The sequence below is a fragment of the Variovorax sp. GW821-FHT09D07 genome (assembly GCF_059416345.1).
Map to the genome: position 1 here is coordinate 517,115 of NZ_JBWKOY010000004.1, position 24,946 is coordinate 542,060.

The 24,946-nt window shown below is 69.2% G+C and carries 28 protein-coding genes; 13 read left to right on the forward strand and 15 right to left on the reverse strand.

Annotation, left to right across the window (positions count from 1 at the left end):
* Positions 1 to 250: 250 nt before the first annotated feature.
* The 4 genes from AC07OX_RS18030 to kynB all read right to left on the reverse strand — a co-directional run bounded on the left by AC07OX_RS18030 (position 251) and on the right by kynB (position 4,394).
* Entirely contained in the window at positions 251 to 1,504 is a 1,254-nt protein-coding gene (locus AC07OX_RS18030) for an SMI1/KNR4 family protein (RefSeq protein WP_495260988.1), read from the reverse strand.
* Between the two features lie 94 nt (positions 1,505 to 1,598).
* Entirely contained in the window at positions 1,599 to 2,459 is an 861-nt protein-coding gene (kynA, locus tag AC07OX_RS18035) for a tryptophan 2,3-dioxygenase (protein WP_495260987.1), read from the reverse strand.
* Complete coding sequence (kynU, locus tag AC07OX_RS18040) at positions 2,456 to 3,736, reverse strand: kynureninase (protein WP_495260986.1); 1,281 nt, start codon at positions 3,734 to 3,736, stop codon at positions 2,456 to 2,458. Before kynU ends, kynA begins: the two co-directional genes overlap by 4 nt.
* Positions 3,737 to 3,749: 13 nt before the next feature.
* Positions 3,750 to 4,394, reverse strand: a complete 645-nt coding sequence (gene kynB / locus AC07OX_RS18045; protein ID WP_062477189.1) for an arylformamidase — start codon at positions 4,392 to 4,394, stop codon at positions 3,750 to 3,752.
* A 176-nt stretch (positions 4,395 to 4,570) separates the two neighbouring features.
* On the opposite strand from kynB, the gene AC07OX_RS18050 reads away from it, so the two are divergent.
* Positions 4,571 to 5,047 (forward strand): Lrp/AsnC family transcriptional regulator, encoded by a 477-nt coding sequence (locus AC07OX_RS18050; protein WP_062477192.1) that lies wholly within the window; start codon positions 4,571 to 4,573, stop codon positions 5,045 to 5,047.
* 17 nt (positions 5,048 to 5,064) lie between these two features.
* On the opposite strand, the gene AC07OX_RS18055 is transcribed toward AC07OX_RS18050, so the two are convergent.
* From AC07OX_RS18055 to AC07OX_RS18070, 4 genes are read right to left on the reverse strand one after another with little or no spacing between them, the layout of a single operon-like run.
* Complete coding sequence (locus AC07OX_RS18055) at positions 5,065 to 5,382, reverse strand: YkgJ family cysteine cluster protein (RefSeq protein ID WP_495260985.1); 318 nt, start codon at positions 5,380 to 5,382, stop codon at positions 5,065 to 5,067.
* The gene (locus AC07OX_RS18060) at positions 5,379 to 5,939 is read right to left on the reverse strand and encodes a DUF2867 domain-containing protein (protein WP_159275676.1); all 561 of its coding nucleotides are present in this window, start codon (positions 5,937 to 5,939) and stop codon (positions 5,379 to 5,381) included. The genes AC07OX_RS18055 and AC07OX_RS18060 overlap by 4 nt, the downstream gene beginning before the upstream one ends.
* A 34-nt stretch (positions 5,940 to 5,973) precedes the next feature.
* The gene (gene argF / locus AC07OX_RS18065) at positions 5,974 to 6,909 is read right to left on the reverse strand and encodes an ornithine carbamoyltransferase (protein ID WP_095746427.1); all 936 of its coding nucleotides are present in this window, start codon (positions 6,907 to 6,909) and stop codon (positions 5,974 to 5,976) included.
* Positions 6,906 to 8,117: an aspartate aminotransferase family protein gene (locus AC07OX_RS18070; protein ID WP_062477203.1), complete on the reverse strand. Its 1,212-nt coding sequence runs from the start codon at positions 8,115 to 8,117 to the stop codon at positions 6,906 to 6,908. The genes argF and AC07OX_RS18070 overlap by 4 nt, the downstream gene beginning before the upstream one ends.
* A 159-nt stretch (positions 8,118 to 8,276) precedes the next feature.
* On the opposite strand from AC07OX_RS18070, the gene AC07OX_RS18075 reads away from it, so the two are divergent.
* Entirely contained in the window at positions 8,277 to 8,615 is a 339-nt protein-coding gene (locus tag AC07OX_RS18075; protein ID WP_495260984.1) for a DUF3579 domain-containing protein, read from the forward strand.
* A 163-nt stretch (positions 8,616 to 8,778) separates the two neighbouring features.
* On the opposite strand, the gene rpsT is transcribed toward AC07OX_RS18075, so the two are convergent.
* Positions 8,779 to 9,093 carry a 30S ribosomal protein S20 gene (gene rpsT, locus AC07OX_RS18080; protein WP_056571937.1) on the reverse strand — a complete coding sequence of 105 codons (315 nt, stop codon included), beginning with the start codon at positions 9,091 to 9,093 and terminating at the stop codon, positions 8,779 to 8,781.
* Between the two features lie 118 nt (positions 9,094 to 9,211).
* Here rpsT and murJ point away from each other — a divergent pair, with 118 nt between their 5' ends.
* From murJ to AC07OX_RS18105, 5 genes are all read left to right on the forward strand, one after another.
* Positions 9,212 to 10,765: a murein biosynthesis integral membrane protein MurJ gene (gene murJ, locus AC07OX_RS18085; protein WP_307586755.1), complete on the forward strand. Its 1,554-nt coding sequence runs from the start codon at positions 9,212 to 9,214 to the stop codon at positions 10,763 to 10,765.
* Positions 10,766 to 10,829: 64 nt separating this feature from the next.
* Positions 10,830 to 11,681: a SirB1 family protein gene (locus AC07OX_RS18090; RefSeq protein WP_062477211.1), complete on the forward strand. Its 852-nt coding sequence runs from the start codon at positions 10,830 to 10,832 to the stop codon at positions 11,679 to 11,681.
* Positions 11,682 to 11,696: 15 nt separating this feature from the next.
* A complete protein-coding gene (locus AC07OX_RS18095; RefSeq protein ID WP_056571928.1) occupies positions 11,697 to 12,125 on the forward strand; it encodes a bleomycin resistance protein in 429 nt (142 codons plus the stop codon).
* A gap of 123 nt (positions 12,126 to 12,248) precedes the next feature.
* Positions 12,249 to 12,671 (forward strand): YciI family protein, encoded by a 423-nt coding sequence (locus AC07OX_RS18100; protein WP_495260983.1) that lies wholly within the window; start codon positions 12,249 to 12,251, stop codon positions 12,669 to 12,671.
* Positions 12,672 to 12,702: 31 nt separating this feature from the next.
* Positions 12,703 to 13,122 carry a YciI family protein gene (locus AC07OX_RS18105; RefSeq protein ID WP_495260982.1) on the forward strand — a complete coding sequence of 140 codons (420 nt, stop codon included), beginning with the start codon at positions 12,703 to 12,705 and terminating at the stop codon, positions 13,120 to 13,122.
* 13 nt (positions 13,123 to 13,135) lie between these two features.
* On the opposite strand, the gene AC07OX_RS18110 is transcribed toward AC07OX_RS18105, so the two are convergent.
* Complete coding sequence (locus AC07OX_RS18110) at positions 13,136 to 14,029, reverse strand: formylglycine-generating enzyme family protein (protein WP_495261247.1); 894 nt, start codon at positions 14,027 to 14,029, stop codon at positions 13,136 to 13,138.
* A 143-nt stretch (positions 14,030 to 14,172) separates the two neighbouring features.
* On the opposite strand from AC07OX_RS18110, the gene AC07OX_RS18115 reads away from it, so the two are divergent.
* The gene (locus AC07OX_RS18115; RefSeq protein ID WP_495260981.1) at positions 14,173 to 15,465 is read left to right on the forward strand and encodes an RNA polymerase sigma factor; all 1,293 of its coding nucleotides are present in this window, start codon (positions 14,173 to 14,175) and stop codon (positions 15,463 to 15,465) included.
* On the opposite strand, the gene AC07OX_RS18120 is transcribed toward AC07OX_RS18115, so the two are convergent.
* From AC07OX_RS18120 to purM, 5 genes are all read right to left on the reverse strand, one after another.
* Positions 15,462 to 16,457, reverse strand: a complete 996-nt coding sequence (locus AC07OX_RS18120; protein ID WP_495260980.1) for a GlxA family transcriptional regulator — start codon at positions 16,455 to 16,457, stop codon at positions 15,462 to 15,464. The genes AC07OX_RS18115 and AC07OX_RS18120 overlap by 4 nt on opposite strands.
* Entirely contained in the window at positions 16,427 to 17,056 is a 630-nt protein-coding gene (locus AC07OX_RS18125) for a DJ-1/PfpI family protein (protein WP_495260979.1), read from the reverse strand. Before AC07OX_RS18125 ends, AC07OX_RS18120 begins: the two co-directional genes overlap by 31 nt.
* Positions 17,053 to 17,625, reverse strand: a complete 573-nt coding sequence (locus AC07OX_RS18130) for an isochorismatase family protein (RefSeq protein WP_307637418.1) — start codon at positions 17,623 to 17,625, stop codon at positions 17,053 to 17,055. Before AC07OX_RS18130 ends, AC07OX_RS18125 begins: the two co-directional genes overlap by 4 nt.
* Before the next feature lie 112 nt (positions 17,626 to 17,737).
* Positions 17,738 to 18,808: an AI-2E family transporter gene (locus AC07OX_RS18135; protein WP_095950558.1), complete on the reverse strand. Its 1,071-nt coding sequence runs from the start codon at positions 18,806 to 18,808 to the stop codon at positions 17,738 to 17,740.
* Positions 18,809 to 18,858: 50 nt separating this feature from the next.
* Positions 18,859 to 19,899, reverse strand: coding sequence for a phosphoribosylformylglycinamidine cyclo-ligase (purM, locus tag AC07OX_RS18140; protein WP_062475090.1), 1,041 nt, complete (start codon positions 19,897 to 19,899; stop codon positions 18,859 to 18,861).
* A gap of 152 nt (positions 19,900 to 20,051) precedes the next feature.
* Between purM and hda the strand changes: the two genes are divergently transcribed.
* The 5 genes from hda to AC07OX_RS18165 all read left to right on the forward strand — a co-directional run bounded on the left by hda (position 20,052) and on the right by AC07OX_RS18165 (position 24,944).
* Positions 20,052 to 20,741: a DnaA regulatory inactivator Hda gene (gene hda / locus AC07OX_RS18145; RefSeq protein WP_056571899.1), complete on the forward strand. Its 690-nt coding sequence runs from the start codon at positions 20,052 to 20,054 to the stop codon at positions 20,739 to 20,741.
* Between the two features lie 42 nt (positions 20,742 to 20,783).
* Positions 20,784 to 22,418: a polynucleotide adenylyltransferase PcnB gene (gene pcnB / locus AC07OX_RS18150; protein WP_495260978.1), complete on the forward strand. Its 1,635-nt coding sequence runs from the start codon at positions 20,784 to 20,786 to the stop codon at positions 22,416 to 22,418.
* Positions 22,415 to 23,050 carry a 2-amino-4-hydroxy-6-hydroxymethyldihydropteridine diphosphokinase gene (gene folK, locus AC07OX_RS18155; RefSeq protein ID WP_495260977.1) on the forward strand — a complete coding sequence of 212 codons (636 nt, stop codon included), beginning with the start codon at positions 22,415 to 22,417 and terminating at the stop codon, positions 23,048 to 23,050. The genes pcnB and folK overlap by 4 nt, the downstream gene beginning before the upstream one ends.
* 222 nt (positions 23,051 to 23,272) lie before the next feature.
* Positions 23,273 to 23,917 (forward strand): DUF47 domain-containing protein, encoded by a 645-nt coding sequence (locus AC07OX_RS18160; RefSeq protein ID WP_056571891.1) that lies wholly within the window; start codon positions 23,273 to 23,275, stop codon positions 23,915 to 23,917.
* Positions 23,918 to 23,933: 16 nt separating this feature from the next.
* A complete protein-coding gene (locus AC07OX_RS18165) occupies positions 23,934 to 24,944 on the forward strand; it encodes an inorganic phosphate transporter (RefSeq protein ID WP_495260976.1) in 1,011 nt (336 codons plus the stop codon).
* The last annotated feature ends 2 nt before the right edge of the window (positions 24,945 to 24,946 follow it).

A 24,946-nucleotide genomic window follows, 5' to 3' on the forward strand; every position in this document is an offset into this window, starting at 1 on the left:
CCCAGGCCACCGGGTACTTCCCTCCGCGAATGTCCCCCGGGGCTTCGCCCCTCCTCCTTGATTTCGCTGCGGGAAGCACCCAGTGTCCTGGGCACATGGACGCGCTGCTGGTGCTCGCCGATCAACGACTGCACTGCCCAACGCTCACGTCGATGGGGTGCCTTGCGCAGCGAAATCAAGGAGGAGGGCGAAGCCCGGGGGACATTCGCGGAGCAAGGTGCCCCGTCGGCGTGAGCGTCGCCCTGAAAAATCAGAGCCGGAACGTTTGCAGATGCTCGATGCGCTCGGCCAAGCCTTCCTGCCCCAGGTAATGCCCCTGCGTCCCATCGCGCATCTGCGCGAGGGTGGTTTCCAGTTCGACCAGCATCGCATCGCGATCCGCCACGAAGGCCGGCGGCACGTCGATGCCGATCTGCGTGCAGGCGTCGGCGATCAGGTGCGCGCTGGCGGGCGCACCGCAGGCTGCGCACTTCACGATGGCCGCCACGGTCGGCTCGGCGCCGTTGTCCAGCAGGGCGCGCGTGAGTTCGGGCGAGATCTGACCGTCGATGTTGCGCAGCACGTCGGATGCCACCGGCGCGCCTGCGCGCACCAGCGCTGCCGCGGCGGCGAAGGCGCTGTGTCCCACGGCCACGTCGGTGGCGAGTGCACTGCCTTCATGCGGCCCTTCGAAGTTCAGGCCTGCGGCGGCGAGTTCGGCGACCAGCGCGGCGTCGTCGGTCGCGATGGCGTGGCGCAGCGCCGCGCGTGCGAGCGCCGGGTGATGGCGCAGCGTGCCGTCTGCAAGCGGGGTGCGCCAGTCGACGATGGCGCGGCAATAGAAGGTGACCAGCTTGTCCATCAGGTCGAGGTCCAGCCCGTAGCCTTCGTGGCGGTCGTCGAGGTAGGCGAGCAGCGCCTGCCCCGAGAAGTAGTCGCCCGTCGGCGCCAGCGGGTCTTCGTCGAGGTGCAGCGCCGCGAAGGCGCCATACAGGTCGGCGGCCACGGGGCTCAGGCCGTCTTCGTGCAACGCGTGCGTCCAGGCCGGCGGCAGGCCCTGCTTCCACGCGATGACCTGGCCGTGCGTGGCGCCGGGCTCGACCACCGCGTAGACGCGGTCGCAGTACTCGAAGCCGCCGAAGGGCAGGTGCGTGAGCTTGCCGCTCCAGGGCGCGCCGCTGTCTTCGGCCGCTTCCTCGGCGAGCTCCTGCTCGTGTTCGATCCAGCCTTGCAGGTCGCGGTAGCCGTCGCTGCCGTCCCAGAACAGCTCCGACCAGCTGACGCTCTCGACGTTGCCGTTCATCGGCAACGCGAGGTCGTAGTCGAGACGCCCTCCCGCCGTGTGCTGCCACAGCGCGACCAGCGCCTCGGGCAGCGGGCCGGCGCACAAGGCCTGCACCGCATCGATCTGCTGCTGCGGCATCGGCGGCTGCGCGTCGAAGATCACGCGATCGGCGAACAGCACGACGCCATGTTCGCGCAGGGTGGAGAGCTCTTCGGCAGAGAACGAGGTGTTGTTGTTCATGGCGGCAGCCTCCGTGTTCTCCAAAATGTAGCGCTTTGCGCCGAGGGAGCAACCCTCGTTCGCCCGGGGCTGCTGCAAGCCCCTGCATGACGCACTACAGATCGGTGCGCAGCTTCCAGATCTCGGGGAACAACACCACGTCGAGCATCTTGCGCAGGTAGCTCACGCCGCCCGTGCCGCCGGTGCCGCGCTTGAAGCCGATCACGCGTTCGACCGTGGTCACATGGCGGAAGCGCCAGAGGCGGAAGGCGTCTTCGAGGTCGGTGAGTTTTTCGCCGAGCTGGTACAGGTCCCAGTGGTCGTGCGGGTTGCGGTAGACCGTGAGCCAGGCGGCTTCGACGCCGTCGCTCGATTCGTAGGGCTGGGTCCAGTCGCGCTCCAGGCGGTCGGCGGGCACCGGCAGGCCGTGGCGTGCGAGCAGGCGCAGCGACTCGTCGTACAGCGAGGGCGCGCGGTAGGCCGCGTCCACCTGCGCGAGCAGGTCGGCGCGGTGCGCGTGGGGCTTGAGCATGGCGGCGTTCTTGTTGCCGAGCAGGAACTCGATGCAGCGGTACTGCGCGCTCTGGAAGCCGCTGGAGTTGGCGAGGTAGGGGCGCATCGCCGTGTATTCGGGCGGCGTCATGGTCGAGAGCACGGTCCATGCGCTCACCAGCTGTTCCATGATGCGGCTCACGCGCGCGAGCATCTTGAAGGCGTCGGGCAGGCGCTCTTGCGCGATGCACTGCACGGCGGCGTGCAGCTCGTGCAGCATGAGCTTCATCCAGAGTTCGCTGGTCTGGTGCTGCACGATGAACAGCATCTCGTCGTGCGCGGGCGACAGCGGATGCTGCGCGTTCAGGATTTCGTCGAGGTGCAGGTAGTCGCCGTAGCTCATGGACTTGCTGAAGTCCAGCTGCGCCTTCTCTTCGTGGACGATGGACTCGGGGGTCTTGCTGTTGTCGTTGTCGGTGCTCATGTCACTGCGTTCTTGCGGTTGAATTCGGCGCGTCGCCACTCGCCGGTCTCGAGCACCTGCACGAGGTGTTCGACCGAGTGCCACACATCCTCGAAGCCGACATACAGCGGCGTGAAGCCGAAGCGCAGGATGTCGGGCATCTGCGAATCGCCGGCGCGGTAGTCGCCGATCACGCCGCGTGCGATCAGCGCCTGCACGATGGCGTAGGCGCCTTCCTCGCGGCTGAGGCACACCTGCGAGCCGCGCAGTGCGTGGTCGCGCGGGGTGACGAGCGACAGGCCCTGGCCTGCGCAGCGTTGCTCGACCAATTGGATGAACAGGTCGGTGAGCGCGAGCGACTTGGTGCGCAGCGCGGCCATCGCACCGCCGGTGCCGTTGAAGGCTTCGGCGGCGAGCACGGTGTCGAGACCGCATTCGAGTCCGGCCAGCGCGATGACCGGTTGCGTGCCGCACAGGTAGCGGCCGACGCCCGGGGCAGGGCGGTAGTGCGGCGTGAACTCGAAGGGCGCCGCGTGGCCCCACCAGCCGGACAGCGGCTGCTCGAACTGGCCTGCGTGCTTGGTGTTCACCCAGGCGAAGGCCGGCGCGCCGGGGCCGCCGTTGAGGTACTTGTAGCCGCAGCCGATGGCGTAGTCGGCGCCGCTGTCGTTGAGCGCCACGGGCACGGCGCCCGCGCTGTGCGCCAGGTCCCACACGGTGAGCGCGCCGGCGGCGTGCGCGGCGGCGGTGACGGCCTTCATGTCGTGCATGGCGCCGGTGCGGTAGTTGACGTGCGTGAGCATGAGCACGGCGACCTCGTCGGTCAGTGCGGCTGGGAGCTCACTCGCATCGATCAGCTTCAGCGTGAAGCCGCGTTCGCGGCACAGCGATTCGGCGATGTACAGGTCGGTCGGGAAGTTGCTGCGCTCGCTGATCACCAGCTTGCGGCCGCTCGCCTTCTGCTGCGAGAGCGCGGCGAACAGCACCTTGTAGAGATTGACGGAGGTGCTGTCGGTGCACACCACTTCGCCGGGCGCGGCGCCGATCAGGCGGGCCACCTTGTCGCCCAGGCGCTGCGGCAGGTCGAACCAGCTCGCAGTGTTCCACGAGCGGATCAGGCCTTCGCCCCATTCCTTGGCCACCACCTCGGCGATGCGCGCGGGCGCGGCCTTGGGCAGCACGCCGAGCGAATTGCCGTCGAGGTAGAGCACGCCCTCGGGCAGGGTGAATTGGTCGCGCAGGGCGCGCAGCGGGTCTTGCGCGTCGAGGGCGCGGCAGTCGGCGAGGGTCGTCGTCATGGAAGGGAGGGTTTCAGCGGGGAAGTTCGCGCAGCACGGCGCGCACGGGGGAGGCATCGGCGCTCGTCAGCTTGAGCGGCAGCGCGATGAGTTCGTAGTCGCCCTCGGGCACGGTGTCGAGCACGAGGTTTTCGAGCACGCGCAGGTCGAGGTGGCGGATGCGCTGGTGGCTGTCGAGCGTCTTGCTGTCGGCCGGGTCGATGCTGGCGGTGTCGATGCCGATGAGCTTCACGCCCATGGCCGCCAGGCGCTCGACGGTGGCGGGTGCATAGGCCGCGAGCTGCGGGTCCCAGCGGTCGACGGGCATGGCCGGGTAGGTGCGCACGAGCACGCGCGGGGGCAGCGTGTCGTTCACGGCATGCGCGATGTGCTCCCAGGTGACCAGCGGGCCGCGGCCGATCGCGTGGATCACGCGGCAGGGGCCGAGGAAGGGCGTGAGGTCGACCTGGCCGATGGTCTGGCCCTCGGGGGCGTAGTGCAGCGGCGCGTCGGCATGGGTGCCCACGTGCGGCGACAGCGTGATCGCGCTCACGTTGACCGGGCAGCCGGGGCCGATGGTGGCGCACCACTGCTGCGAATACGGCGTGTCGCCCGGGAACACCGGGCTGCCGGCGTGCACGGGGGCGGAAATGTCCCAGAGTCGGAGCGGGGCGGTCATGGCGTGCGGCAGGGCGAAGGAAGAAAAAGGGCAGTGTGGGCCGGTTGGAGTCGGTCCACAAGGGGCCGGCGGGTGCCGAATGCTATGCGCAGTGACTGCCTTGAGTCGAGAAGTTATCCATCAATCATCGAAAGATTGAATAATCTATTCAATCGACAGGAAATGGAGAACAAATCATGCAAGCCGACCTCGACCGAACCGACCTCCAGCTGCTGCGCGCGCTGCAGGACAACGCCCGCCTGACCTCGGGCGAGCTGGCGCAGATGGCGCACCTGTCGCAGTCGCCGTGCTGGCGGCGGGTGAAGAAACTGGAAGACGACGGCGTGATCGGCGGCTACCACGCAGGCCTGAACCGGCGCGCGCTGGGCTTCGGCGTGCTGGCCTTCGTGATGGTCGGCATCGACCACCAGACCGAGATCTCGTCGCGCGCCTTCGAGGACGCGGTGTGCGCGATTCCCGAGGTGGTGATGTTCCACGGCATCTCGGGGCCGGCGGATTTCATCCTCGTGGTGGTCGCGAAGGACCTCGACGCCTATTCCGACCTGCTGCAGCGCAAGCTGCACCGCCTGCCGGGCGTGCGCCATGTGCAGACGCATTTCTCGCTGCAGGAGTTCAAGGGGCAGCTCGGCGGGCTGCCGGTGCCCGTCGCCTGACCTGGCCTGGCCTGTCGTCAGTGCAGTTCGTCGGACAGCATCGGCAGCCCATGCCGCAGGCGCGCGCGCTGGCAGGCGTCGCTGCCGGCCTGCAGTTCGTGGCAGGGGTTGGGTCGCCATTCGTAGATGCCGCAGGCCACCGACTGGCCGATCTTGCCGGTGAGCGCGGCGCAGCGCGCCGGCGTGTGGTCGGTGCCGCGCATGCGGCACAGGGCGTCGTTCACGTCGACCGCCAGGCCCGAGGGCACGCGGCCCCCGTTGTCGTCGAGCTCGTGGACGCTGAAGTCGACGCGGTAGCTGGCGCAGCAGGCGCCGCAGGTCTGGCAGGGATTCATGAGGCGAGCAGCGCGGCGTCACGCACGCGCTGCAGCATGCGGCGGCGGATCAGCCCGCTCGCGGGACGGATCAGCAGCCAGTAGGCGGTGAAGCGGCGCTGCGCGGCGGCATCGCCGCACCAGACCCGGGTGCGCGTGGTGAGGCGCGTGCCCGTGCCTTCGGGCTCGGCCGTGAAGTGAAGCACCAGCTTGGCCAGGCCCGTGGCATCGAGCGCGGCGAAGGCGGGGCCGTCGGCCAGCGGGACCAGGCCGTAGTCGAAGCGCCAGAAGCGGCCGGCCAGGCCGAAGGCCAGTTCGCGTTCGCCGTCGCGCCCCAGCGGCGTGAAGTCGGCAAAACCGAAGGCCTCGCGCTGGCGCAGCGTGGGGGCGGCCAGCCCGAGCCGGCTGGCCAGCCGGTTCGGCAGTTCGCGCAGCGCGATCAGGCTGCGCGCCACGGGGTCGTCGGTGATCTCGGGCCGGGCCGCGACGTCGAGCACGCGCGCGGGCGACGCGGGCACGTGGAGGCTGTGCGTCTCCGCGAACTGGTAGCGCGGCAGGTAGCGGTTCATCAGCTCCATGCGGCGCCTGGGTGGTTCAGCGGTTCGGTGTTTGTCAGAGCCTGCCGAGCAGCAGGAACTCCATCAGCGCCTTCTGCGCGTGCAGGCGGTTCTCGGCCTCGTCCCACACGACCGACTGCGGGCCGTCGATGACCTCGGCCTGCACTTCCTCGCCGCGGTGCGCGGGCAGGCAGTGCATGAAGAGGGCGTCGGTCTGGGCGATGCGCATCATGTCCTCGTCGACGCACCAGTCGGCGAAGGCCTTGCGGCGCGCTTCGTTCTCGGCCTCGTAGCCCATGCTGGTCCACACGTCGGTGGTGACCAGGTCGGCGCCGCGGCAGGCTTCCATCGGGTCCTTGAAGACCTTGTAGCTGTCGCCCGAGCGGATGCCGGCGATCGACTGGTCCACCTCGTAGCCGCTGGGCGTGCTCACGTGCACGGTGAAGCCCAGGATCTCGGCGGCCTGCAGCCAGGTGTTGGCCATGTTGTTGCCGTCGCCCACCCACGCCACCGTCTTGCCCTGGATCGAGCCGCGGTGCTCGATGTAGGTGAAGATGTCCGCCAGGATCTGGCAGGGGTGGAACTCGTTGGTCAGGCCGTTGATGACGGGCACGCGCGAGTGCGCGGCGAAGGCGTCAATCTTGGTCTGCTCGTAGGTGCGGATCATCACTAGGTCGACCATGCGGCTGATGACCTTGGCGCTGTCCTCGATGGGCTCGGCGCGGCCCAGCTGGCTGTCGCCGGTGGTCAGGTGCACCACGCTGCCGCCGAGCTGGTACATGCCGGCCTCGAAGCTCACGCGGGTGCGCGTGCTGGCCTTCTCGAAGATCATGGCCAGCGTGCGGTCCACCAGCGGCTGGTGCTTTTCATACGTCTTGAACTTCTTCTTGATGATCGCCATGCGATCGAAGAGGTAGACGTATTCGTCGGCCGTGAGGTCCGAGAACTGCAGGTAGTGGCGCAGGGCGTTCGGTGCGGCGGCGGTCGTCATTGCGCAACAGGCTCCGAGAGGAAGGTTTTGACGATCGGCGCGAGGATCGCAACGATCTCGTCGGCTTCGGCAATGCTCAGGATGAGCGGCGGCACGAGGCGGATCACCTTGTCGGCCGTCACGCTCAACAGCAGGCCGGCGTCGCAGGCGCGGTTCAGGATCGCGCCGCAGGGACGGTCGAGCTCGATGCCCAGCATCAGGCCCTGGCCGCGGATTTCCTTCACGCCCGGCAGGCTGCCGATTTCGCGCTCCAGCGCGGCCTTCAGGTGCGCGCCCACGGTGGCTGCGTTCTCGAGCAGCTTGTGCTCTTCCATGATGCGGATGGTTTCCACACCGGCGCGCATGGCCAGCGGGTTGCCGCCGAAGGTGGTGCCGTGGTTGCCGGGGCCGAAGATGTTGGCGGCCTTGGGGCCGGCCACGACGGCGCCGATCGGCACGCCCGAGCCCAGGCCCTTGGCCAGCGGCATCACGTCGGGCTTGATGCCCGCCCACTGATGCGCAAACCACTTGCCGGTGCGGCCCATGCCGCACTGCACTTCGTCGATCATCATGAGCCAGTCGCGCTCGTCGCACAGCTGGCGCACCTGCTTGAGGTAGTCGACGCGCATCGGGTTGATGCCGCCTTCGCCCTGGATGGTTTCGAAGAACACGGCGACCACGTTGGGGTTGCCTTCGGTGGCCTTCTTCAGCGCCTCGATGTCGTTCAGCGGCACGCGGATGAAGCCCTCGACCAGCGGGCCGAAGCCGGCCTGCACCTTGGGGTTGCCGGTGGCCGACAGCGTGGCGATGCTGCGGCCGTGGAAGGCGGCTTCGTAGACGACGATCTCGGGGCGCTCGATGCCCTTGTCGTGGCCGTACTTGCGGGCCAGCTTCAGGGCGGCTTCGTTGGCTTCCAGGCCGGTGCAGCAGAAGAAGGCGTTGGTCAGGCCCGACAGCTCGGTGAGCTTGGTGGCGAGCTGTTCCTGGCCGGTCACGTGGTAATAGTTGGAGCTGTGGATCAGCTTGGTCAGCTGGTCTTGCAGGGCGGGCACCAGCTCGGGGTGGTTGTGGCCCAGCGTGTTGACGGCGATGCCGCCCAGGCCGTCGAGGTAGGCCTTGCCCGTGGTGTCCCAGACTCGGCAGCCCTGGCCGTGCGACAGCGCGATCGGCAGGCGACCGTAGGTGTTCATGACGTGGGGCGAGGTGGGTTGCTGGGCGGTGGCGCTCATTCGGTTCTCCAGATAGGGAACGCGAATTCTAGGCGTGCGGTTTGACGGCTTCGTTGAGGATTCCGCATCACAGCAATGCCCCCATTCAGGATGCAAAAAGGGCCCCGGATACAATCGCCTGCTGCACCGCAGCACCTGTTCCGGTCGCCTCACTTCACGATGATTTCCCCCTACGCCAAAGAAATCTTCATCCAGGGCATCACCCACGATGGCCGCACTTTTCGTCCCAGCGACTGGGCCGAACGCCTCGCCGGCGTCATGTGCTCCTTCCGCCCCGGCGGCGCCTACCCGGGCAGCCACCTGAGCTACTCGCCCTGGTGCATTCCCACGACCATCAACGGCGTGAAATGCGTGGTGGTGAACCGCGCCCTGCGCGACGCCGAGCCCATGGCCTGGGACTTCTGCGTGAACTTCGCCAAAGACAACAACCTGCAGGTGGCCGAGGCCTGCCTGGTGCCCGACCCGGCGGACACGCCGCCCCCTCCCAAAAAGGCCTGACTTCCAGGCCTTTTTCTTTTCTGCGCGGGCCGCCCTGGCCTGGGCACTTTTCGAGCGCCCATGAAAAAACCGCCCGAAGGCGGTTTTTCACTTTTGCTTGCTGCAGCGCACCCCGATCAAACGGCGGACCGGAGGATTCCGGTCCGGGCTTGCCTGACAGGTGTCAGGCGGCGGCCTTTTCAGGCGCCAGGGCGAGGGCCTTGACCTTGGCCGACAGGCGGCTCTTGTCGCGGGCGGCCTTGTTCTTGTGGAAGATGCCCTTATCGGCGACGGTGTCGACGATGCTCTGGGCCTTCGCGAACAGTTCGCTTGCCTTGGTCTTGTCGCCAGCCAGAACAGCCTTTTCGACGTTCTTGACAGCGGTACGGTATTTGGAGCGCAGCGAGGTGTTCGCAGCGTTGAGCTTGACGTCCTGGCGGACGCGCTTGCGGCCCGACGCGAGGCGCGGGTTCTTCTTCTTGGGCTTGGCGGATGCCATATTTAGTGTTCCTTAGGTGTCTGAGGATGATGCAGCAAAGCCCTCCATTATAGGCCGGGTTCCGGTTTTTGCCGAATTGCCTGCTTTTGCCACCTTTCGCAGCCCTACACTCGCCCCCGTGTCCCTGTTCAAATCCGCCTCCACCGTCTCCCTGCTGACCCTCGCTTCGCGGATCACGGGCCTCGTGCGCGACGTGCTGTTTGCCTCGGTGTTCGGCGTCAGCGCGCTCACCGACGCCTTCAACGTCGCCTTTCGCATCCCCAACCTGTTTCGCCGCGTGTTCGGCGAGGGCGCCTTCAGCCAGGCCTTCGTGCCGGTGCTGGCCGCGCGCAAGACCGAGGCGGGGCAGGAGGGCGCCCGGGAGCTGGTCGACCACGTCGCCACGCTGCTGACCTGGGCCCTGGTGGTGCTGTGCGTGGCCGGCGTGGCCGGCGCGCCGCTGCTGGTCTGGGCCATGGCCAGCGGCCTGCAGGGTTTCGACGCCGCCGTGGTCATGACGCGCTGGATGTTCCCCTACATCGGCTTCATGTCGCTGGTGGCGCTGGCGGGCGGCATCCTCAACACCTGGCGCAAGTTCGCGGTGCCGGCGGCGTCGCCGGTGCTGCTCAACATCGCGCTGATCCTGTCGATCTCCATCGGCGCGCCGCTGTTCCGCCGCTACGGCATCGAGCCGATCTACGCCCAGTGCGTGGGCGTGATGGTCGGCGGCGTGCTGCAGCTGGCCCTGCAGATCCCGGCGCTGCGCGCATTGGGGCTCCTGCCGCGCATCGGCGCCAGCTTCAAGGCGCTGCGCGCCGCGTGGACCGATCCGACCACCCGCAAGGTCATGAAGCTCATGCTGCCGGCGCTGCTGGGCGTGAGCGTGGCGCAGATCTCGCTGCTCATCAACACGCAGATCGCCTCGCACCTGGCCACCGGCAGCGTGACCTGGGTCACCAACGCCGACCGGCTGATGGAATTCCCCACCGCCATGCTCGGCGTGGCGCTGGGCGTGGTGCTGATGCCGCAGCTCGCGGGCGCCCGCGCCGCCAAAGACGACGCGCGCTACTCCTCGCTGCTCGACTGGGGCCTGCGCCTCGTGGTGCTGCTGGCGGCGCCGTGCGCCGTGGCGCTGCTGCTGTTCGCCAAGCCGCTCGTGGCGGTGCTGTTCCACAACGGCGCCTACACCGGCGAGGACGTCGGCCGCACCACCGTGGCGCTCATGGGCTACGGCGTGGGGCTGGTCGGCCTCGTGGCGGTGAAGGTGCTCGCGCCCGGCTACTACGCCAAGCACGACACGCGCACGCCCATGCTGATCGCCGTGACCGTGCTGGTGTTCACGCAGGTGCTCAACTTCTTCCTGGTGCCGCTGCTGCAGCATGCGGCGCTCACGCTGACCATCGGCATCGGGGCGCTGGTCAACGCGCTGTGGCTGCTGATCGGCCTGATCCGGCGCGGCAGCTACACCCCCGAGCCCGGCTGGGGCAAGTTTGCGCTGCAGGTGCTGCTGGGCACCGTGGTGCTGGCGGTTTTGCTGGCGTGGGGCGCGCACTATTTCGACTGGGTCGGCCTGCGCGCGCAGCGCCTGCACCGCATCGGCCTTCTGGCCGCGCTCATCGCCGGCGCCGCGCTGCTCTATTTCGCCGTGCTCACCGCCGCAGGCGTGCGCCTGCGCAGTTTCATGCGCCGCTGAAGCGCCGTTGGCGAGCCGGAAAACACTGCCTTGACGCTCCCCGCGGGCTCCTCTACAAAGCCATATGACGTTCAGCTACCAGGTTCCCACGGCACTGGAATATTTCGAGTCGCTGGTCGGCAGCGATGACCACTTTCCGCTGCTCGAAGCGGCCGCCAGCATCGCGCAGGACGAATACCCCGAACTCGACGTGCAGCAGGTGCTGGGCGACGTCGACCAGTTGCTCGCGCGCCTCAAGCGCCGCCTGCCGGCCGACGCCGCGCCGCTGGCCCGGCTGCGCGCGCTGAACCAGTTCTTCTTCAGTGACCTGAATTTCGGCGGCAACGTCAACGACTACTACGACCCCGACAACAGCTACCTGAACGCCGTGCTGCGCACCCGCCGCGGCATTCCGATCTCGCTGGCCGTGCTGTGGATGGAGCTGGCGCAGGGCCTGGGCCTGCAGACGCGCGGCATCAGCTTCCCGGGGCATTTCATGGTCAAGGTCACGCTGCCCAAGGGGCAGGTCGTGATCGACCCGTTCACCGGCAAGTCGCTCTCGCGCGAAGAGCTGGGCGAGCGGCTCGAACCCTACAAGCGCGGCAACGGGCTGGTCGGCGAGTTCGACGTGCCGCTGGGCCTGTACCTGCAGCCCGCGAGCCCGCGCGAGATCATCGCGCGCATGCTGCGCAACCTGAAGGAAGTGCACCACGCGCAGGAAGACTGGCCGCGCTACATCGCGGTGCAGAACCGCCTCATTGCCCTCCTGCCCACCGCCTGGGGCGAGCACCGCGACCGCGGCGTGGCGCATGCCGAGCAGGGCCATGCGGCGCTGGCCGTGCGCGACCTCGAAACCTACCTCGCCAACGCCGAAGACGCGCTCGACATCGACGCGATCGCCGAGCGCGTGGCGCTGCTGCGGCGCCTGGCCAACTAACCAGGTCCAACGCCCATGACCGACACCCGCACCGGCGTGAGCGCGGCGCCCGACCTGGGCACGCTGCACGAATTCCACGGCGTGCAGCCGGTGCTGCCGGTGTCCGACGTCTCGCGCGCCGCGCGCTGGTTTTCCGAGGTGCTGGGTTTCGAGATCGACTTCATCGCCGGCGAGCCGCCCAGCTACGCCCGCGTGATGAAGGGCGACCGCAGCTATGGCGACCCCGTGTACCTGCGCCTGTGGCAATGCGGCAGCCGCGAAGCCCGGCCGTGGCGCGGCGAAATCGTGATCCACGTCGGCAAGGACATCGACGGCCTGCACGCCGCCTACGTGAAGCGCGGCGTGACCATCATCGAGCCGCCCACGTCCCAGCCCTGGGGCCTGCGCGAATTCGCGATCCGCGAACCCGACGGCCACGTGCTGCGGTTCTGCGGCTATCTCTGAAACACAAAATTACAAGCAGATCGACGCGGCCGTGTCGATCCGTGGCCCGCTCGCGCGACGTGTGAACAGGAGCACGCAGATTCCGGCGTCTCCCGATCCCCACCCACTTTCAGGAGAAACGACATGCGATTCATGGTTCTGGTCAAGGCGAGCCCCGATTCCGAAGCCGGCGTGATGCCGAGCACCGAGCTCCTCACCGAGATGGGCCGGTTCAACGAAGAACTGGTCAAGGCCGGCGTGCTGCTGGCGGGCGAAGGGCTGCACCCGTCGTCCAAGGGCGCGCGCGTGCGCTGCGAAGGCAAGAAGCGCACCGTCATCGACGGCCCCTTCACCGAGACGAAGGAGCTGCTCGCGGGCTTCTGGCTGCTGCAGGTCAAGTCGAAGGAAGAAGCCATCGAGTGGATCAAGCGCAGCCCGTTCCAGGAAGGCGAGATCGAGATCCGCCAGGTCTTCGAGACCACCGATTTCGGCGACGCCATGACGCCCGAGCTGCTGGCCCAGGAAGACCGCCTGCGCGCCGAGTCGGCTGCCAAGGCCGGCCGCTGAACTTCATCCATTCCTCGAAGGAGAAACGATCATGCGATTCATGCTGCTGATGATTCCCCATGGCTACGAAAACGCCGCGCCCGGCACCGTGCCCGACGACGTCGAACGCGTGGGGTCGATGATGGCCTTCAACGAGTCCCTGCAGAAGGCCGGCGTGCTGATCGGCTGCGAGGGCCTGCACCCGCCGTCGATGGGCGCGCGCGTGAGCTTTCCGGGCGGCAAGCCGAAGGTGGTCGACGGCCCCTTCGCCGAGGCCAAGGAAGTGCTGGGCGGCTACTGGCTGATCGATGTCGCCTCGCGCGCCGAGGCCATCGAATGGGCGAGCCGCTGCCCGGGCAGCGAGAACGAGGTCATCGAGATCCGCCAGGTGCAGGAACTCGAGGACTTCTCGCCCGAGGTGCAGGACGTGGCGAGCGAGTTCACGTCGATGCAGCAGACGCTCAAGAAGTGAAAGTGAGCGGGCCCTAGTCGTCCCGCACCAGCCGGATGCCCACCAGCGTGTAGCGCGTGTCCGGCGCATTCCAGTTGCGGTACGACGAGCGGGCATAGAAAGCCCAGGTGTGCCAGGAGCCGCCGCGGCGCACGCGCACGGTGCCCGTGGCGGGGCCCTGGGGGTCGTCGACCGGTGAGCGCGCGTAGTATTCGTCGCCATGCCAGTCGGCCACCCACTCCCACGCATTGCCGTGCATGTCGTAGAGGCCCCAGGCGTTCGGCGCGAAGCTGCCGACCGGGGCGGTGAAGGCAAAACCGTCGTCGCCCGCGAGCGCCATCGCGCGCCAGCGCGGCCAATGGGCGGCGCTGCGCGTGTCGAACACATTGGCCCCGCGCAGCAGCGTGGCCGGATCGTCCCCTGTGCTGTAGCGCGTGCGCGTGCCGGCGCGGCAGGCGTACTCCCACTCGGCCTCGGTCGGCAGGCGGTAGTGCCGGCCCTCCGTCTGGCTCAGCCAGGCGGCCAGCGCCTGCGCGTCGTTCCAGCTCACGTTGACCACCGGGTGGTCGTCGCCCTGCGCGAAGCCCGGGTTGCGCCACGAGTAGCGCGGGTCGCGGCCCTCGAAGGCGTCGCCGCGCCGCGTGGTGGCGGGGTCGTAGTCGGCGCGCCAGCCGTAGCCGCCGGTGCCGTCGGCCACCGATTCGGGCACGTGGCCCGAGGCCTCGAGGAAGCGCCGGAACTGGCCCACCGTCACCTCGTGCCGGCCCATCCAGAACGCCCGCGTGATGCGCACCTTGTGCACCGGCCCTTCGTCGGCCAGCTGGGTGAAGCGCTCCTTGGGCAGTTGGGGGTAGTCGCGTGCCAGCGCCTCGGGCGCCTCGTCGCTGCCCATGAGGAATTCGCCGGCCGGCAATCGCACGAAGGCCATGCCCAGGCTGTTGCGTTCCACGGCAAGGTCGTCCGCCCGCACGCCGCCGTAGGCGAGGCCGAACGCGAAACCCAGGCTCCACAAGACGAGGCGTGGTGTCATGGCCGCATGCTATCCGGACCGCCGCGCCGCAGCCAGGCCGCATGAGCAGCGGACCAGACACCGCCGCCATCCACCGCGCCATCGAGGCGGTCTGGCGCATCGAGTCCGCGAAGATCATCGCCGCGCTCGCGCGCAAGGTGCGCGACGTGGGCCTGGCCGAAGAGCTGGCGCAGGACGCGCTGGTGGCCGCGCTCGAGCAGTGGCCCGTCGACGGCGTGCCCGACAACCCCGCCGCCTGGCTCACGCAGGTGGCCAAGCACCGCGCCCTCGACCGCCTGCGCCACGTGCAGCTGGCCGAGCGCAAGGCGCCCGAGATCGGCCGCGAACTCGACGCGCTGCACGCCATGGCCCAGGCCGACTTCGCGCAGGCGGTGGATGCGGCGCTCGACGACGACATCGGCGACGACCTGCTGCGCCTGGTGTTCACCGCCTGCCATCCGGTGCTTTCGACCGAGGCGCGCGTGGCGCTCACGCTGCGGCTGATGGGCGGCCTCACGACCGACGAGATCGCGCGCGCCTTTCTCGTGCCCGAGGCCACCGTGGCGCAGCGCATCGTGCGTGCCAAGCGCACGCTGGCCGAGGCGCGCGTGCCCTTCGAGGTGCCGCGCCGCCACGAGCTCGAGGCCCGGCTGGCCTCGGTGCTCGAGGTGCTCTACCTGATCTTCAACGAGGGCTACTCGGCCACCGCCGGCGACGACTGGATGCGCCCCGCGCTCTGCGACGAGGCGCTGCGCCTGGGCCGCATCGTGGCCGAACTGGTGCCCGGCGAAGCCGAGGTGCACGGGCTGGTCGCGCTGATGGAAATCCAGGCCTCGCGCACTGCCGCGCGCGTGGGCGCCTCGGGTGAACCGGTGCTGCTGCTCGACCAGAACCGCGCACGCTGGGACCCGATGCTGATCCGCCGCGGCCTGGCGGCGCTGGCGCGCGCCGAAGCGCTGGGCGGCGCGCTCGGCCCCTACGCGCTGCAGGCCGCCATCGCCGCCTGCCATGCCCGCGCGCGCACCGCGGGCGAGACCGAATGGGCCCGCATTGCGGCGCTGTACGACGCGCTGGCCGCGCTGTCGCCGTCGCCCATCGTCGAGCTGAACCGCGCGGTCGCGCTGTCGATGGCCTTCGGGCCGGCGGCCGGGCTGGAGGTGGTCGATGCGCTGCAGGACGAGCCCGCGCTGAAGGGCTACCACCTGCTGCCGACCGTGCGCGGCGACCTGCTCTTCAAGCTGGGCCGCCGCGACGAGGCGCGGCGGGAGTTCCAGCGCGCCGCCTCGCTCACGCGCAACACGCGCGAACAGGCGCTGCTGCGGGCGCGCGCCGAGGCCTGCGGCGACAAGCCTTAGCGGACGGGTGCCGAGGTGCCCGCGGAGGGCGAGCCCGGCAACCCGAACTGGTGCCACGCGCGGCGCAGCTGCGTGTCCGAGCCGAAGCCCGACAGCTCGGCCGCCCGCGTCACGCTGGCGCCCGAGGCCAGCGCCAGTTGCGCGGCCGCCAGCCGCAGCCGGCGCAGGTAGGCCAGCGGCGCCACGCCCGCATGCTCGACGAACAGCCGCGTCAGGTGCCGCGCCGAGGTGTGGGCGACCTCGGCCATGCGCGGCACGCTCCAGTCGGCCTGCGGTTGTTCGCTGACCGCGTCCTGCACCCGGTGCAGCGCCGCGTGCAGGTGGTTGCGGTAGGCGAGAAAGGGCGACAGCTCCGGGTCGTGCGGGCCGCGCCGCAGCGCCACCACCATCGCCTGCGCGACCTGGGCCGCCAGCGCCTCGCCGCAGGTGTCGGCGATGCGGTACAGCATCAGGTCGATGCCCGTCGTGACGCCCGCGCTGCTGTAGACCGGCGGGTCGATCACGAACACGCGGTTGCTCACCACCTCGCAGCGCGGCTCCGCGGCGCGCAGCTCGTCCAGGTGATGGTGGTGCGTGGTGACGCGCCGGCCCGCGAGCGCGCCCGCGTGCGCCGCGAGCAGGGCGCCCGCGCAGACCGTGACCAGCTCGACGCCGCCGCGCGTGAAGCGCTGGCCGCGCAGCCAGTGCAGCAGGTCCTGCGCCTCGGGGGTGTCGGTCGCGATGGTGTCGCCCGGCAGGCCGACCAGCACCACCCAGCCCGGGCCGTCCCACTGCGTCGGCAATGGCGACAGCCCCGAAAGCGCGACGCCGACCGAGCCCCTCATGCTGGGCCGCGGCCCCGCGAATTCGATGACGAAGCGCTCGGGCTGGCCCGCCGCGCGCAGCCGCTGGTTGGCGATGCGCAGCGCCTCGGCCGGCCCGGCCCAGTCGAGCACCAGGCTGTCGGGCAGGAGCACGAAGACTACGCGGACAGGGTCTCGTTGCGGGTCCATGCGTAGTCCATCTGGCGCGCCGTGCGCTCGGCCAGGTCGCGTCCGGCCAGGCGTTCGACCAGGTGCAGGCTCATGTCGATGCCCGCGCTGATGCCGGCCGAGCTGACGATGCGGCCGGTGTCGACCCAGCGCACGCCGTCGCGCACGTCGAGCTGCGGAAATTGGGCGCGCAGGTCGGCGAGGTCTTCCCAGTGCGTGGTGACCGCCTCGCGCGTCACGACGCGGCTTTGCGCCAGCAGGAAGACACCGGTGCAGACCGAGGCGATGAGCTGCGCGCCGGCCGCGCACCGGGCGATCCAGCGCAGGGTGTCGGGGCTCGCCATCGGCGCATCGACCACGCCGCCGGGGACGACCAGCACGTCGGCGGTGGCGGCGGCATCGGCCAGCGTGTGGTCGGCGAGCAGCCGCAGGCCGGCCCGCGCCTGCACCGTTTCCCCGGTGCGGGTGTGGGCGACCGAGGCGACCTCGAACGGCGCGGACGCACCCGGCTGCAGGCGCTGGTGGACGCGGGCAGCGGTGGTGAAGACCTCGAAGGGGCCGGCGAAGTCGAGTGCTTCGACGCCGTCGTAGGCCAGGATGCGCACGCGCAGCGGGGTCATGTCGTCGCGCCTTCCGTGGCGCGCTCAAGCGCCTGCGCCACGCTGCAGACCGTGGCGAAGCGTCCGTCCAGCACGGTCGCGGTGCGCGCCTTGATGTCGGCGGCTGACAGCGGCCGGCCATCGGGCTGCACCATGTCGAAGGTGAGGGTGGCGTCGGTCACGTAGTCGACCTCCCAGCCCAGGTCCGAGGCGTGGCGCGTGGTGGTTTCGCAGCACTGCTCGGTGCGGATGCCGCTCACGATCAGGCGGCGGATGCCGTGCTGCGTGAGCCACACGTCCAGGCCGCTGTTGACCAGCGCGCTGTGGCGGTGCTTGGTGAAGGTGGCGGCCGCCTCGAAAGGCGCGAGGCCCTCGATCGGGCGCACGTGGCCCGATTCGAGCGCGAAGGGGTTGGCCGGGGATGGCGGCGCATCGACGTGGAAGACGCGCACCACCGGCAGTCCGGCCGCCACGGCGCCGGCGATCAGCGCGTTCTGGGCCTCGAGGTAGGGCGCGAGCAGGGCGGCGTTCCAGTAGGGGCGGTGGCGAAACGATTCCTGGGCGTCGATCACAATCAGACAGGTGGTCATGGCGGCGGCGGGCAAGGCAAAGTGGATGATGCCGCCTATTCTTGGGCGCCGCCAGCGCTTCGTCCGCGCCGATGCGGACCGGAACCGATCAGATCAGGACATTGCCCGGTCGCTAGACCAGGCCGCCTGCGTGCAGTTCTTTTTTCAGGTACGCGTAGTACAGCGGCGCCGCCACCAGCCCGGCGGGGCCGAACACCGCTTCGGCCACGAACATCACCGACAGCAGCTCCCACACGCGCATCTGCGTGCGCGCGCCGACCACCTTGGCGTTGATCACGTACTCGGCCTTGTGGATCAGGATCAGGAAGGCCAGGCAGGCGGCGGCCGTGACCGGCGACACCGACAGCGCCACCAGCGTGATCACCGAGTTGCAGACCAGGTTGCCCACGATCGGCACCAGCCCGGCCACGAAGGTCAGGGTGATCAGCGCGGGCGTGTAGGGCAGCTCGAGTCCCCACAGCGGCATCAGGAACAGCAGGAAGATCGCGGTCAGCAGCGTGTTGAAGGCGGCGATCCAGAACTGCGCCGCCACGATCTGGCCGAAGGCCTCGCCGAAGGTGGTGATGCGCAGGAACATCTGCTGCGCCAGCGGCCGGCGCTGGGCCGGCGCCGGCGCCACGGCGGCCAGCGCGCCGATGATCAGGCCCACGTAGGCGAACAGCAGCCCGCCCAGCCAGGCGCGCCCGGCCATGGCGAGCGAGCCGGCCTGCGTGCGCAGGTAGTTGGCGACGATGCGCTGCACCTCGGCCGCGCCCTCGGGCAGGTAGACGGCGATGTCGGGCGGCAGCTTGGAGCGCAGCTCGAGCACTGTGCGGGCCGTGTAGTCGAGCAGTTCGCGGTACTGGTCGGGCGCATCGAGCACGTACTCGCGCGCCTGGGAGAACCCCAGCGTGACCAGGCCGATCGGGCCCAGCAGCACCAGCGTGACCGCCACCACCCGGGCCAGGCTGCCGGCGGCGGAGCGCAGGGGCTTCAGGCGCGACAGCCAGCCGCCCAGCAGACGGGCGAACCAGCGTGCGACCAGGAAGCCGATGCACACGCACAGCAGCCCCGGCAGCAGGTGCTGCCACATCACGAGCATCAGCCCCGCGAGCATCAGCAGGTAGCTGGCCAGTACCACGTGGCGGGAGGCGGCGGCCGGGGGCGGGGCGGCGAGGGTGGCGTCGGGCAGCGGCGTGGCCATCCGGGGAGCGGGGCGTGCGGTGAGAAAAAGAAAAAAGAACGGGCGCGCGATCAGGCGACGACCACGGCCGCGCCGTCGCCGCGCTCGGCGATCACGCCGATCTCGTGCACCGATTCACCGGCGGCGCGCAGCGTGGCGGCGCAGGCGGCGGCTTCGGCCGCATCGATCACCACGACCATGCCGATGCCGTTGTTGAAGGTGCGGTTCATCTCGATGTCGTCGATGCCGGCCACCTTCTGCAGCCAGGCGAAGAGCTCGGTCTGCGGCCAGCTGCCCTTCTTCAGGTGGGCGGCGGTGCCTTCGGGCAGCACGCGCGGGATGTTCTCGAGCAGGCCGCCACCGGTGATGTGGGCCAGCGCCTTGATCGGGTGCTTGCCCAGCGCTTCGAGCACGGGCTTCACGTACAGGTGGGTGGGTTCCATCACGGCTTCGCGGAAGGGCTTGCCGTCCAGGGTGGCGGGCAAATCGGCGCCGGCGCGCTCGATCACCTTGCGCACGAGGCTGAAACCGTTGGAGTGCACGCCGGCCGAGGCCAGGCCGAGCACCACGTCGCCGGGCTTGACGTTCTGGCCGGTGAGGATCTTCGACTTTTCGACCGCGCCGACCGCAAAGCCGGCCAGGTCGTACTCGCCGGCCGGGTACATGCCGGGCATTTCGGCGGTTTCGCCGCCAATGAGGGCGCAACCCGAGATTTCGCAGCCGCGGGCGATGCCGCCGACCACGGCCGCGGCCGTGTCCACGTCGAGCTTGCCGCAGGCGAAGTAATCGAGGAAGAACAGGGGCTCGGCGCCCTGCACCAGCACGTCGTTGACGCTCATGGCCACGAGGTCGATGCCGACCGTGTCGTGCATGTTCCATTCGAAAGCCAGCTTGAGCTTGGTGCCCACGCCGTCGGTGCCGCTCACCAGCACCGGTTCCTTGTAGCGTTTGGGCACTTCGAACAGCGCGCCGAAGCCGCCGATGCCGGCCAGCACGCCTTCGCGCATGGTTTTCTTCGCCAGCGGCTTGATGCGGTCGACCAGGGCGTCGCCTGCGTCGATATCGACACCGGCGTCCTTGTAGCTGAGCGGGGTGGGCGTGGAGGAGGTCATGGGCGGGCGGTGTCGAGAAGAAGGAGCGAAAAGGTTCGCGAAGCGGCGAGGAAGGGCGGGCAGGGGAGGCGCCGGCGACCGAGGCGGCCGGGCCGATAGAATTCCTCACGATTTTAAGGGCCCTCCGGGCCCCCTCCATGAACCTTCCCGGGATGAAACAGCTCGCGCTCGATATCGGCATTGCGACGGGCCCCAGCTTCGACGCCTTTTTTGCCGGCCCCAACGAGGCGGCGCTGCGACACCTGCAAGTGTGGGTCGGCGGCGCCGATGGCAGCCCCGCGCTGCACTCGCCGGTGCCGACCTACCTCTGGGGCGACAGCGGCAGTGGCAAGACCCACCTGCTCGAATCCGTGCGTGTCGCACTGGCCGAGCAGGGCGCCAGCGTGGGCTGGCTGCACGCCGGCCTGCTGGAGCCGCCCGAGTTCGACGAGCGCTGGGGCGCCGTCCTGCTCGACGACGTCCACCTCTACACCGCGGTGCAGCAGCACGCGGCCTTCAACTGGTTTGTCAACGCCCAGACCCTGCAGCGCGGCGTGGTTGCCGCCGGCGCCTTGCCGCCGGCCGACCTGCCGCTGCGCGAAGACCTGCGCACCCGCCTCGGCTGGGGCCATGTGTTCCACCTGCAGGTGCTGAGCGAAAGCGAACGCCGCGCGGTGCTGCGCCAGGCGGCCGACGCGCGCGGCGTGATGCTGTCCGACGACGTGCTCGACTTCATGCTGCACCGCTTCAGCCGCGACCTGGGCAGCCTGATGGAGCTGCTGTCGCAGCTGGACGGCTACGCCCTGCAGACCCAACGCGCGATCACCATTCCGCTGATCCGCTCCATGCTCGAAAACGAATAGACAGATAAGAAGAAGCGCCTGCTCCTCCTCAAAAAACAACCAATGATCAAGAAATTCATCGACAAGCTGCTCGGCAAGTCCGCCGGCGGCACGCAGGGCAAGAGCCGCTTCGGCAAGCGCCAGGAGGTGCCGGCAGAGGTTCACAAGATCGATCCCGCCCTGGTCGACGAACGCGCGAAGAACGTGGTCACCACGCTGCAGCAGGCCGGCTACGAGGCCTACGTGGTGGGCGGCGCGGTGCGCGACCTGCTGCTGGGCCTGCGCCCGAAGGACTTCGACGTGGCCACCAATGCCACGCCCGAGCAGGTCAAGTCGCTGTTCCGCCGCGCCTTCATCATCGGCCGGCGTTTTCGCATCGTGCACGTGGTGTACGGCCGTGGCCGCGAACACGAGGTGATCGAGGTCTCGACCTTCCGCGCCTACATGGACAGCGCCGCCGCCGAGCAGGTGGCCGGCAACGAGCGCACCAGCAAGGGCGAGCTCGCGAGCATGAAGCACGCGGTGGACGCCAGCGGCCGCGTGCTGCGCGACAACGTCTGGGGTCCGCAGGAAGAAGACGCGGCGCGCCGCGACTTCACCGTCAACGCCATGTACTACGACCCGGCCAACCAGGTCGTGGTCGACTATCACAACGGCATCAAGGACGCCCAGAAGCTCACGCTGCGCATGATCGGCGACCCGGTCACGCGCTACCGCGAAGACCCGGTGCGCATCATTCGCGCCATCCGCTTCTCGGCCAAGCTCGCAGCGCTCGGTTTCAAGATGGAAGCCAAGACCGCCGCGCCGCTCATCGAATCGAGCAAGCTCCTGGCCGACGTGCCGCAAAGCCGCATGTTCGACGAGATGCTCAAGCTGCTGCAGACCGGCCACGCCATCGCGACGGTGGAGCAGCTGCGCAAGCTGGGGCTCGCCACCGGGATCTATCCGCTGCTCGACGTGGTGGTGGAGCGCGCCGACCAGCCCTTCGTGAAGGCCGCCCTGCAGGACACCGACCGCCGCGTCGGCGAAGGCAAGCCCGTGGCGCCCAGCTTCCTGCTGGCCTGCGTGCTGTGGGCCGATGTGCGTGACGGCTGGGCCCAGCGCCAGGAGGGCCGCCACGGCCAGCGCCCGCAGCCGCCGTTCCCGGCGCTGCAGGACGCGATCGACGACGTGTTCAATTCGCGCATCGGCGATGTGTCCGGCCGCGGCAAGCTGGCCGCCGACATGCGCGAGATCTGGATGATGCAGCCGCGCTTCGACAAGCGCACCGGCTCCACGCCCTACAGCTTGGTCGAGCAGGCGCGCTTCCGCGCGGCCTTCGACTTCATGCGTCTGCGTGCCGACGTGGGCGAAGTCGGCGAAGCCATCGCCGAGTGGTGGCAGGAGTTCAGCACTGCTGACGACCTGCGCCGCCAGGACCTGCTCGAACAGGTCCGCGAAGAACAGAAGGTGCGCCAGCGCGTGCGCCTGCGCGACCCGGCCGCTGCGCCCAAGCCGCGCAGCGAGCAGCCGGCGCGCCAGAAACAGGCCGCGACCGAATCGGACGACGGCGACGGACCCGACATCGAGGCCGACGCCGTGCCGCCGGACGGCGAAGCCGCCGCGCCGCGCAAGCGCAAGCGCCGGCGCAAGCCGCGCCCCGTGGGCGGCGGTAGTGGTGGCGGCAGCGAGGGCGGCGGGAGCGCCGCAGGCGAATGAGCACGCCCGACCGGCCGAAGGACGGCAAGAAGGGCGCCCCGGCTGCCAAGGCAGCCAAGGGGGGAAAGCCCGCGCCGCGCGCCGGAGGCAAGCCGCCATCGGCAGGCAGCAAGGGCGGCCCGCCCGCGCGCCGCGCGCCTTCGCGTCCACGCGGTCCGCGCGAGGACTACCCGACCGTGCAGGCCTTCGTCGCCATTGGCGCCAACCTGGGCGATGCCGAGGCGACCGTGAAGGAGGCCATGGCCGCCATCGGCGCGCTGCAGCGCACCCAGGTCACGGCCCGCTCGTCGCTCTACCGCAGTGCGCCGGTCGATGCCGAAGGCCCCGACTTCATCAACGCTGTGGTGGCCGTGCGCACCGGGCTGGACGCGGAGCAGCTGCTCATCGCGCTGCAGCGCCTGGAGACGCTGGCCGGCCGCGAGCGGCCCTTTCCCAATGCGCCGCGCACGCTCGATCTCGATCTGCTGATGCACGGCAATTCGGTGATCGAAAGCCCCACGCTGACCCTGCCACACCCGCGCATGCGCGAGCGCGCCTTCGTGCTCAAGCCGCTGGCCGAGATCGCGCCCGACAAGGTGCCGCGCGCCGCGCTGGCACGCGTGACCGGCCAAGTCATCCAGAAAATCCGCTGACCGCCCGGGGCGGCCGGCATGCGGTCGCTACTGCGCGATCTCGCCGGCGTTGCCGCGTGCGTGCGGCTGGTCGTGGCACTGCGGCTGCCGGCCTGAGCGAGCCTGTCGCGCCGGGGCCCGAAGGTCGGCCCGACCGGTCGTTCCGGTCGCGCCCGTTAAACTCGGGAAGTTTTCACGAAGGCGTCATGAAATTGTGATTGGCGCGTCCCAGGAGTTTTTTCCATGTTCGGCAAGCTGCTGCCCCGAGAGGGCAATTTTTTTGAAATGTTCAACCAGCATGCCGAGCGCATCGTGGAGGCGGCGCGTGCGTTCGAGCAGCTCGTCACCCACTATGCGGACGTGCACCTGCGCGAACAGTACAACCGCGACGTCGACAACGCCGAGCGCGCCGCGGACCGCGTGACGCACGACGTCAACCGCCTGATCCACAAGACCTTCATCACGCCCATCGACCGCGAGCAGATCCACAAGCTCATCAACACGATGGACGACGTGGCCGACCTGATCCAGGACTCGGCCGAGACCATGGCGCTGTACGACGTGCGCCACATGACCGACGAGATCGTGCGCCTCACGGCCCTGAGCGTGAAGTGCTGCGACCGCCTCAAGGACGCCGTGAAGTACCTCGGCAAGATCGCCGATCCGGCCGTGGCCGAGGCCACGCTCAAGACCTGCGAGGAGATCGACCGCCTCGAATCCGACGCCGACCGCGTGATGCGCAGCGCCATGAGCAAGCTGTTCCGCGAAGAGCCGGACGTGCGCGAGGTCATCAAGCTCAAGGCGATCTACGAGCTGCTCGAGACGATCACCGACAAGTGCGAGGACGTGGCCAACGTGATCGAGGGCATCGTCCTCGAGAATTCCTGAAAACGGGTAGCAGCCGATGACAACGGTGCAGGTCGCCCTCTGGGTGGTGGTGGTGCTGGTCGCGCTCGCGATCCTGTTCGACTTCATGAACGGCTTCCACGATGCCGCCAATTCGATCGCGACGGTGGTGTCCACCGGCGTGCTGAAGCCGGGGCAGGCCGTGGTGTTCGCGGCTTTCTTCAACCTGATCGCGATCTTCGTCTTCCACCTGAGCGTGGCGGCCACCGTGGGCAAGGGCATCGCCCAGCCCGGGGTGGTCGACGTGCACGTGGTGTTCGGGGCGCTCATCGGCGCCATCAGCTGGAACCTCGTCACCTGGTACTACGGCATCCCGAGCAGCTCGTCGCACGCGCTGATCGGCGGCATCGTGGGCGCCGTGATCGCCAAGACCGGCACCAGCGGCCTCGTGGCCTCCGGCATCTGGAAGACCGTGGCCTTCATCTTCGTGTCGCCGCTGCTGGGCTTCCTGCTGGGCTCGCTGATGATGATCGTCGTGGCCTGGGGCTTCCGGCGTGCCACGCCGTCGCGCGTGGACCGGTGGTTCCGGCGATTGCAGCTGGTCTCGGCCGGTGCCTACAGCCTGGGCCACGGCGGCAACGACGCGCAGAAGACCATCGGCATCATCTGGATGCTGCTGATCGCCACCGGCTACGCCTCGGCCAGCGACGCGGTGCCGCCGACCTGGGTCATCGTGAGCTGCTACGCGGCCATTGCACTGGGCACCATGTTCGGCGGCTGGCGCATCGTGAAGACCATGGGCCAGAAGATCACCAAGCTCAAGCCCGTGGGCGGCTTCTGCGCCGAGACCGGCGGGGCGCTGACCCTGTTCCTGGCCACCGCGCTGGGCATTCCGGTGTCGACCACGCACACCATCACGGGCGCCATCGTCGGCGTCGGTGCCACGCAGCGCGCCAGCGCGGTGCGCTGGGGCGTGGCGGGGAACATCGTCTGGGCCTGGGTCCTGACCATTCCCGCCTCGGCTTTCGTTGCGGCGATTGCTTACTGGTTCAGCTGGCAGATTTTCTGATC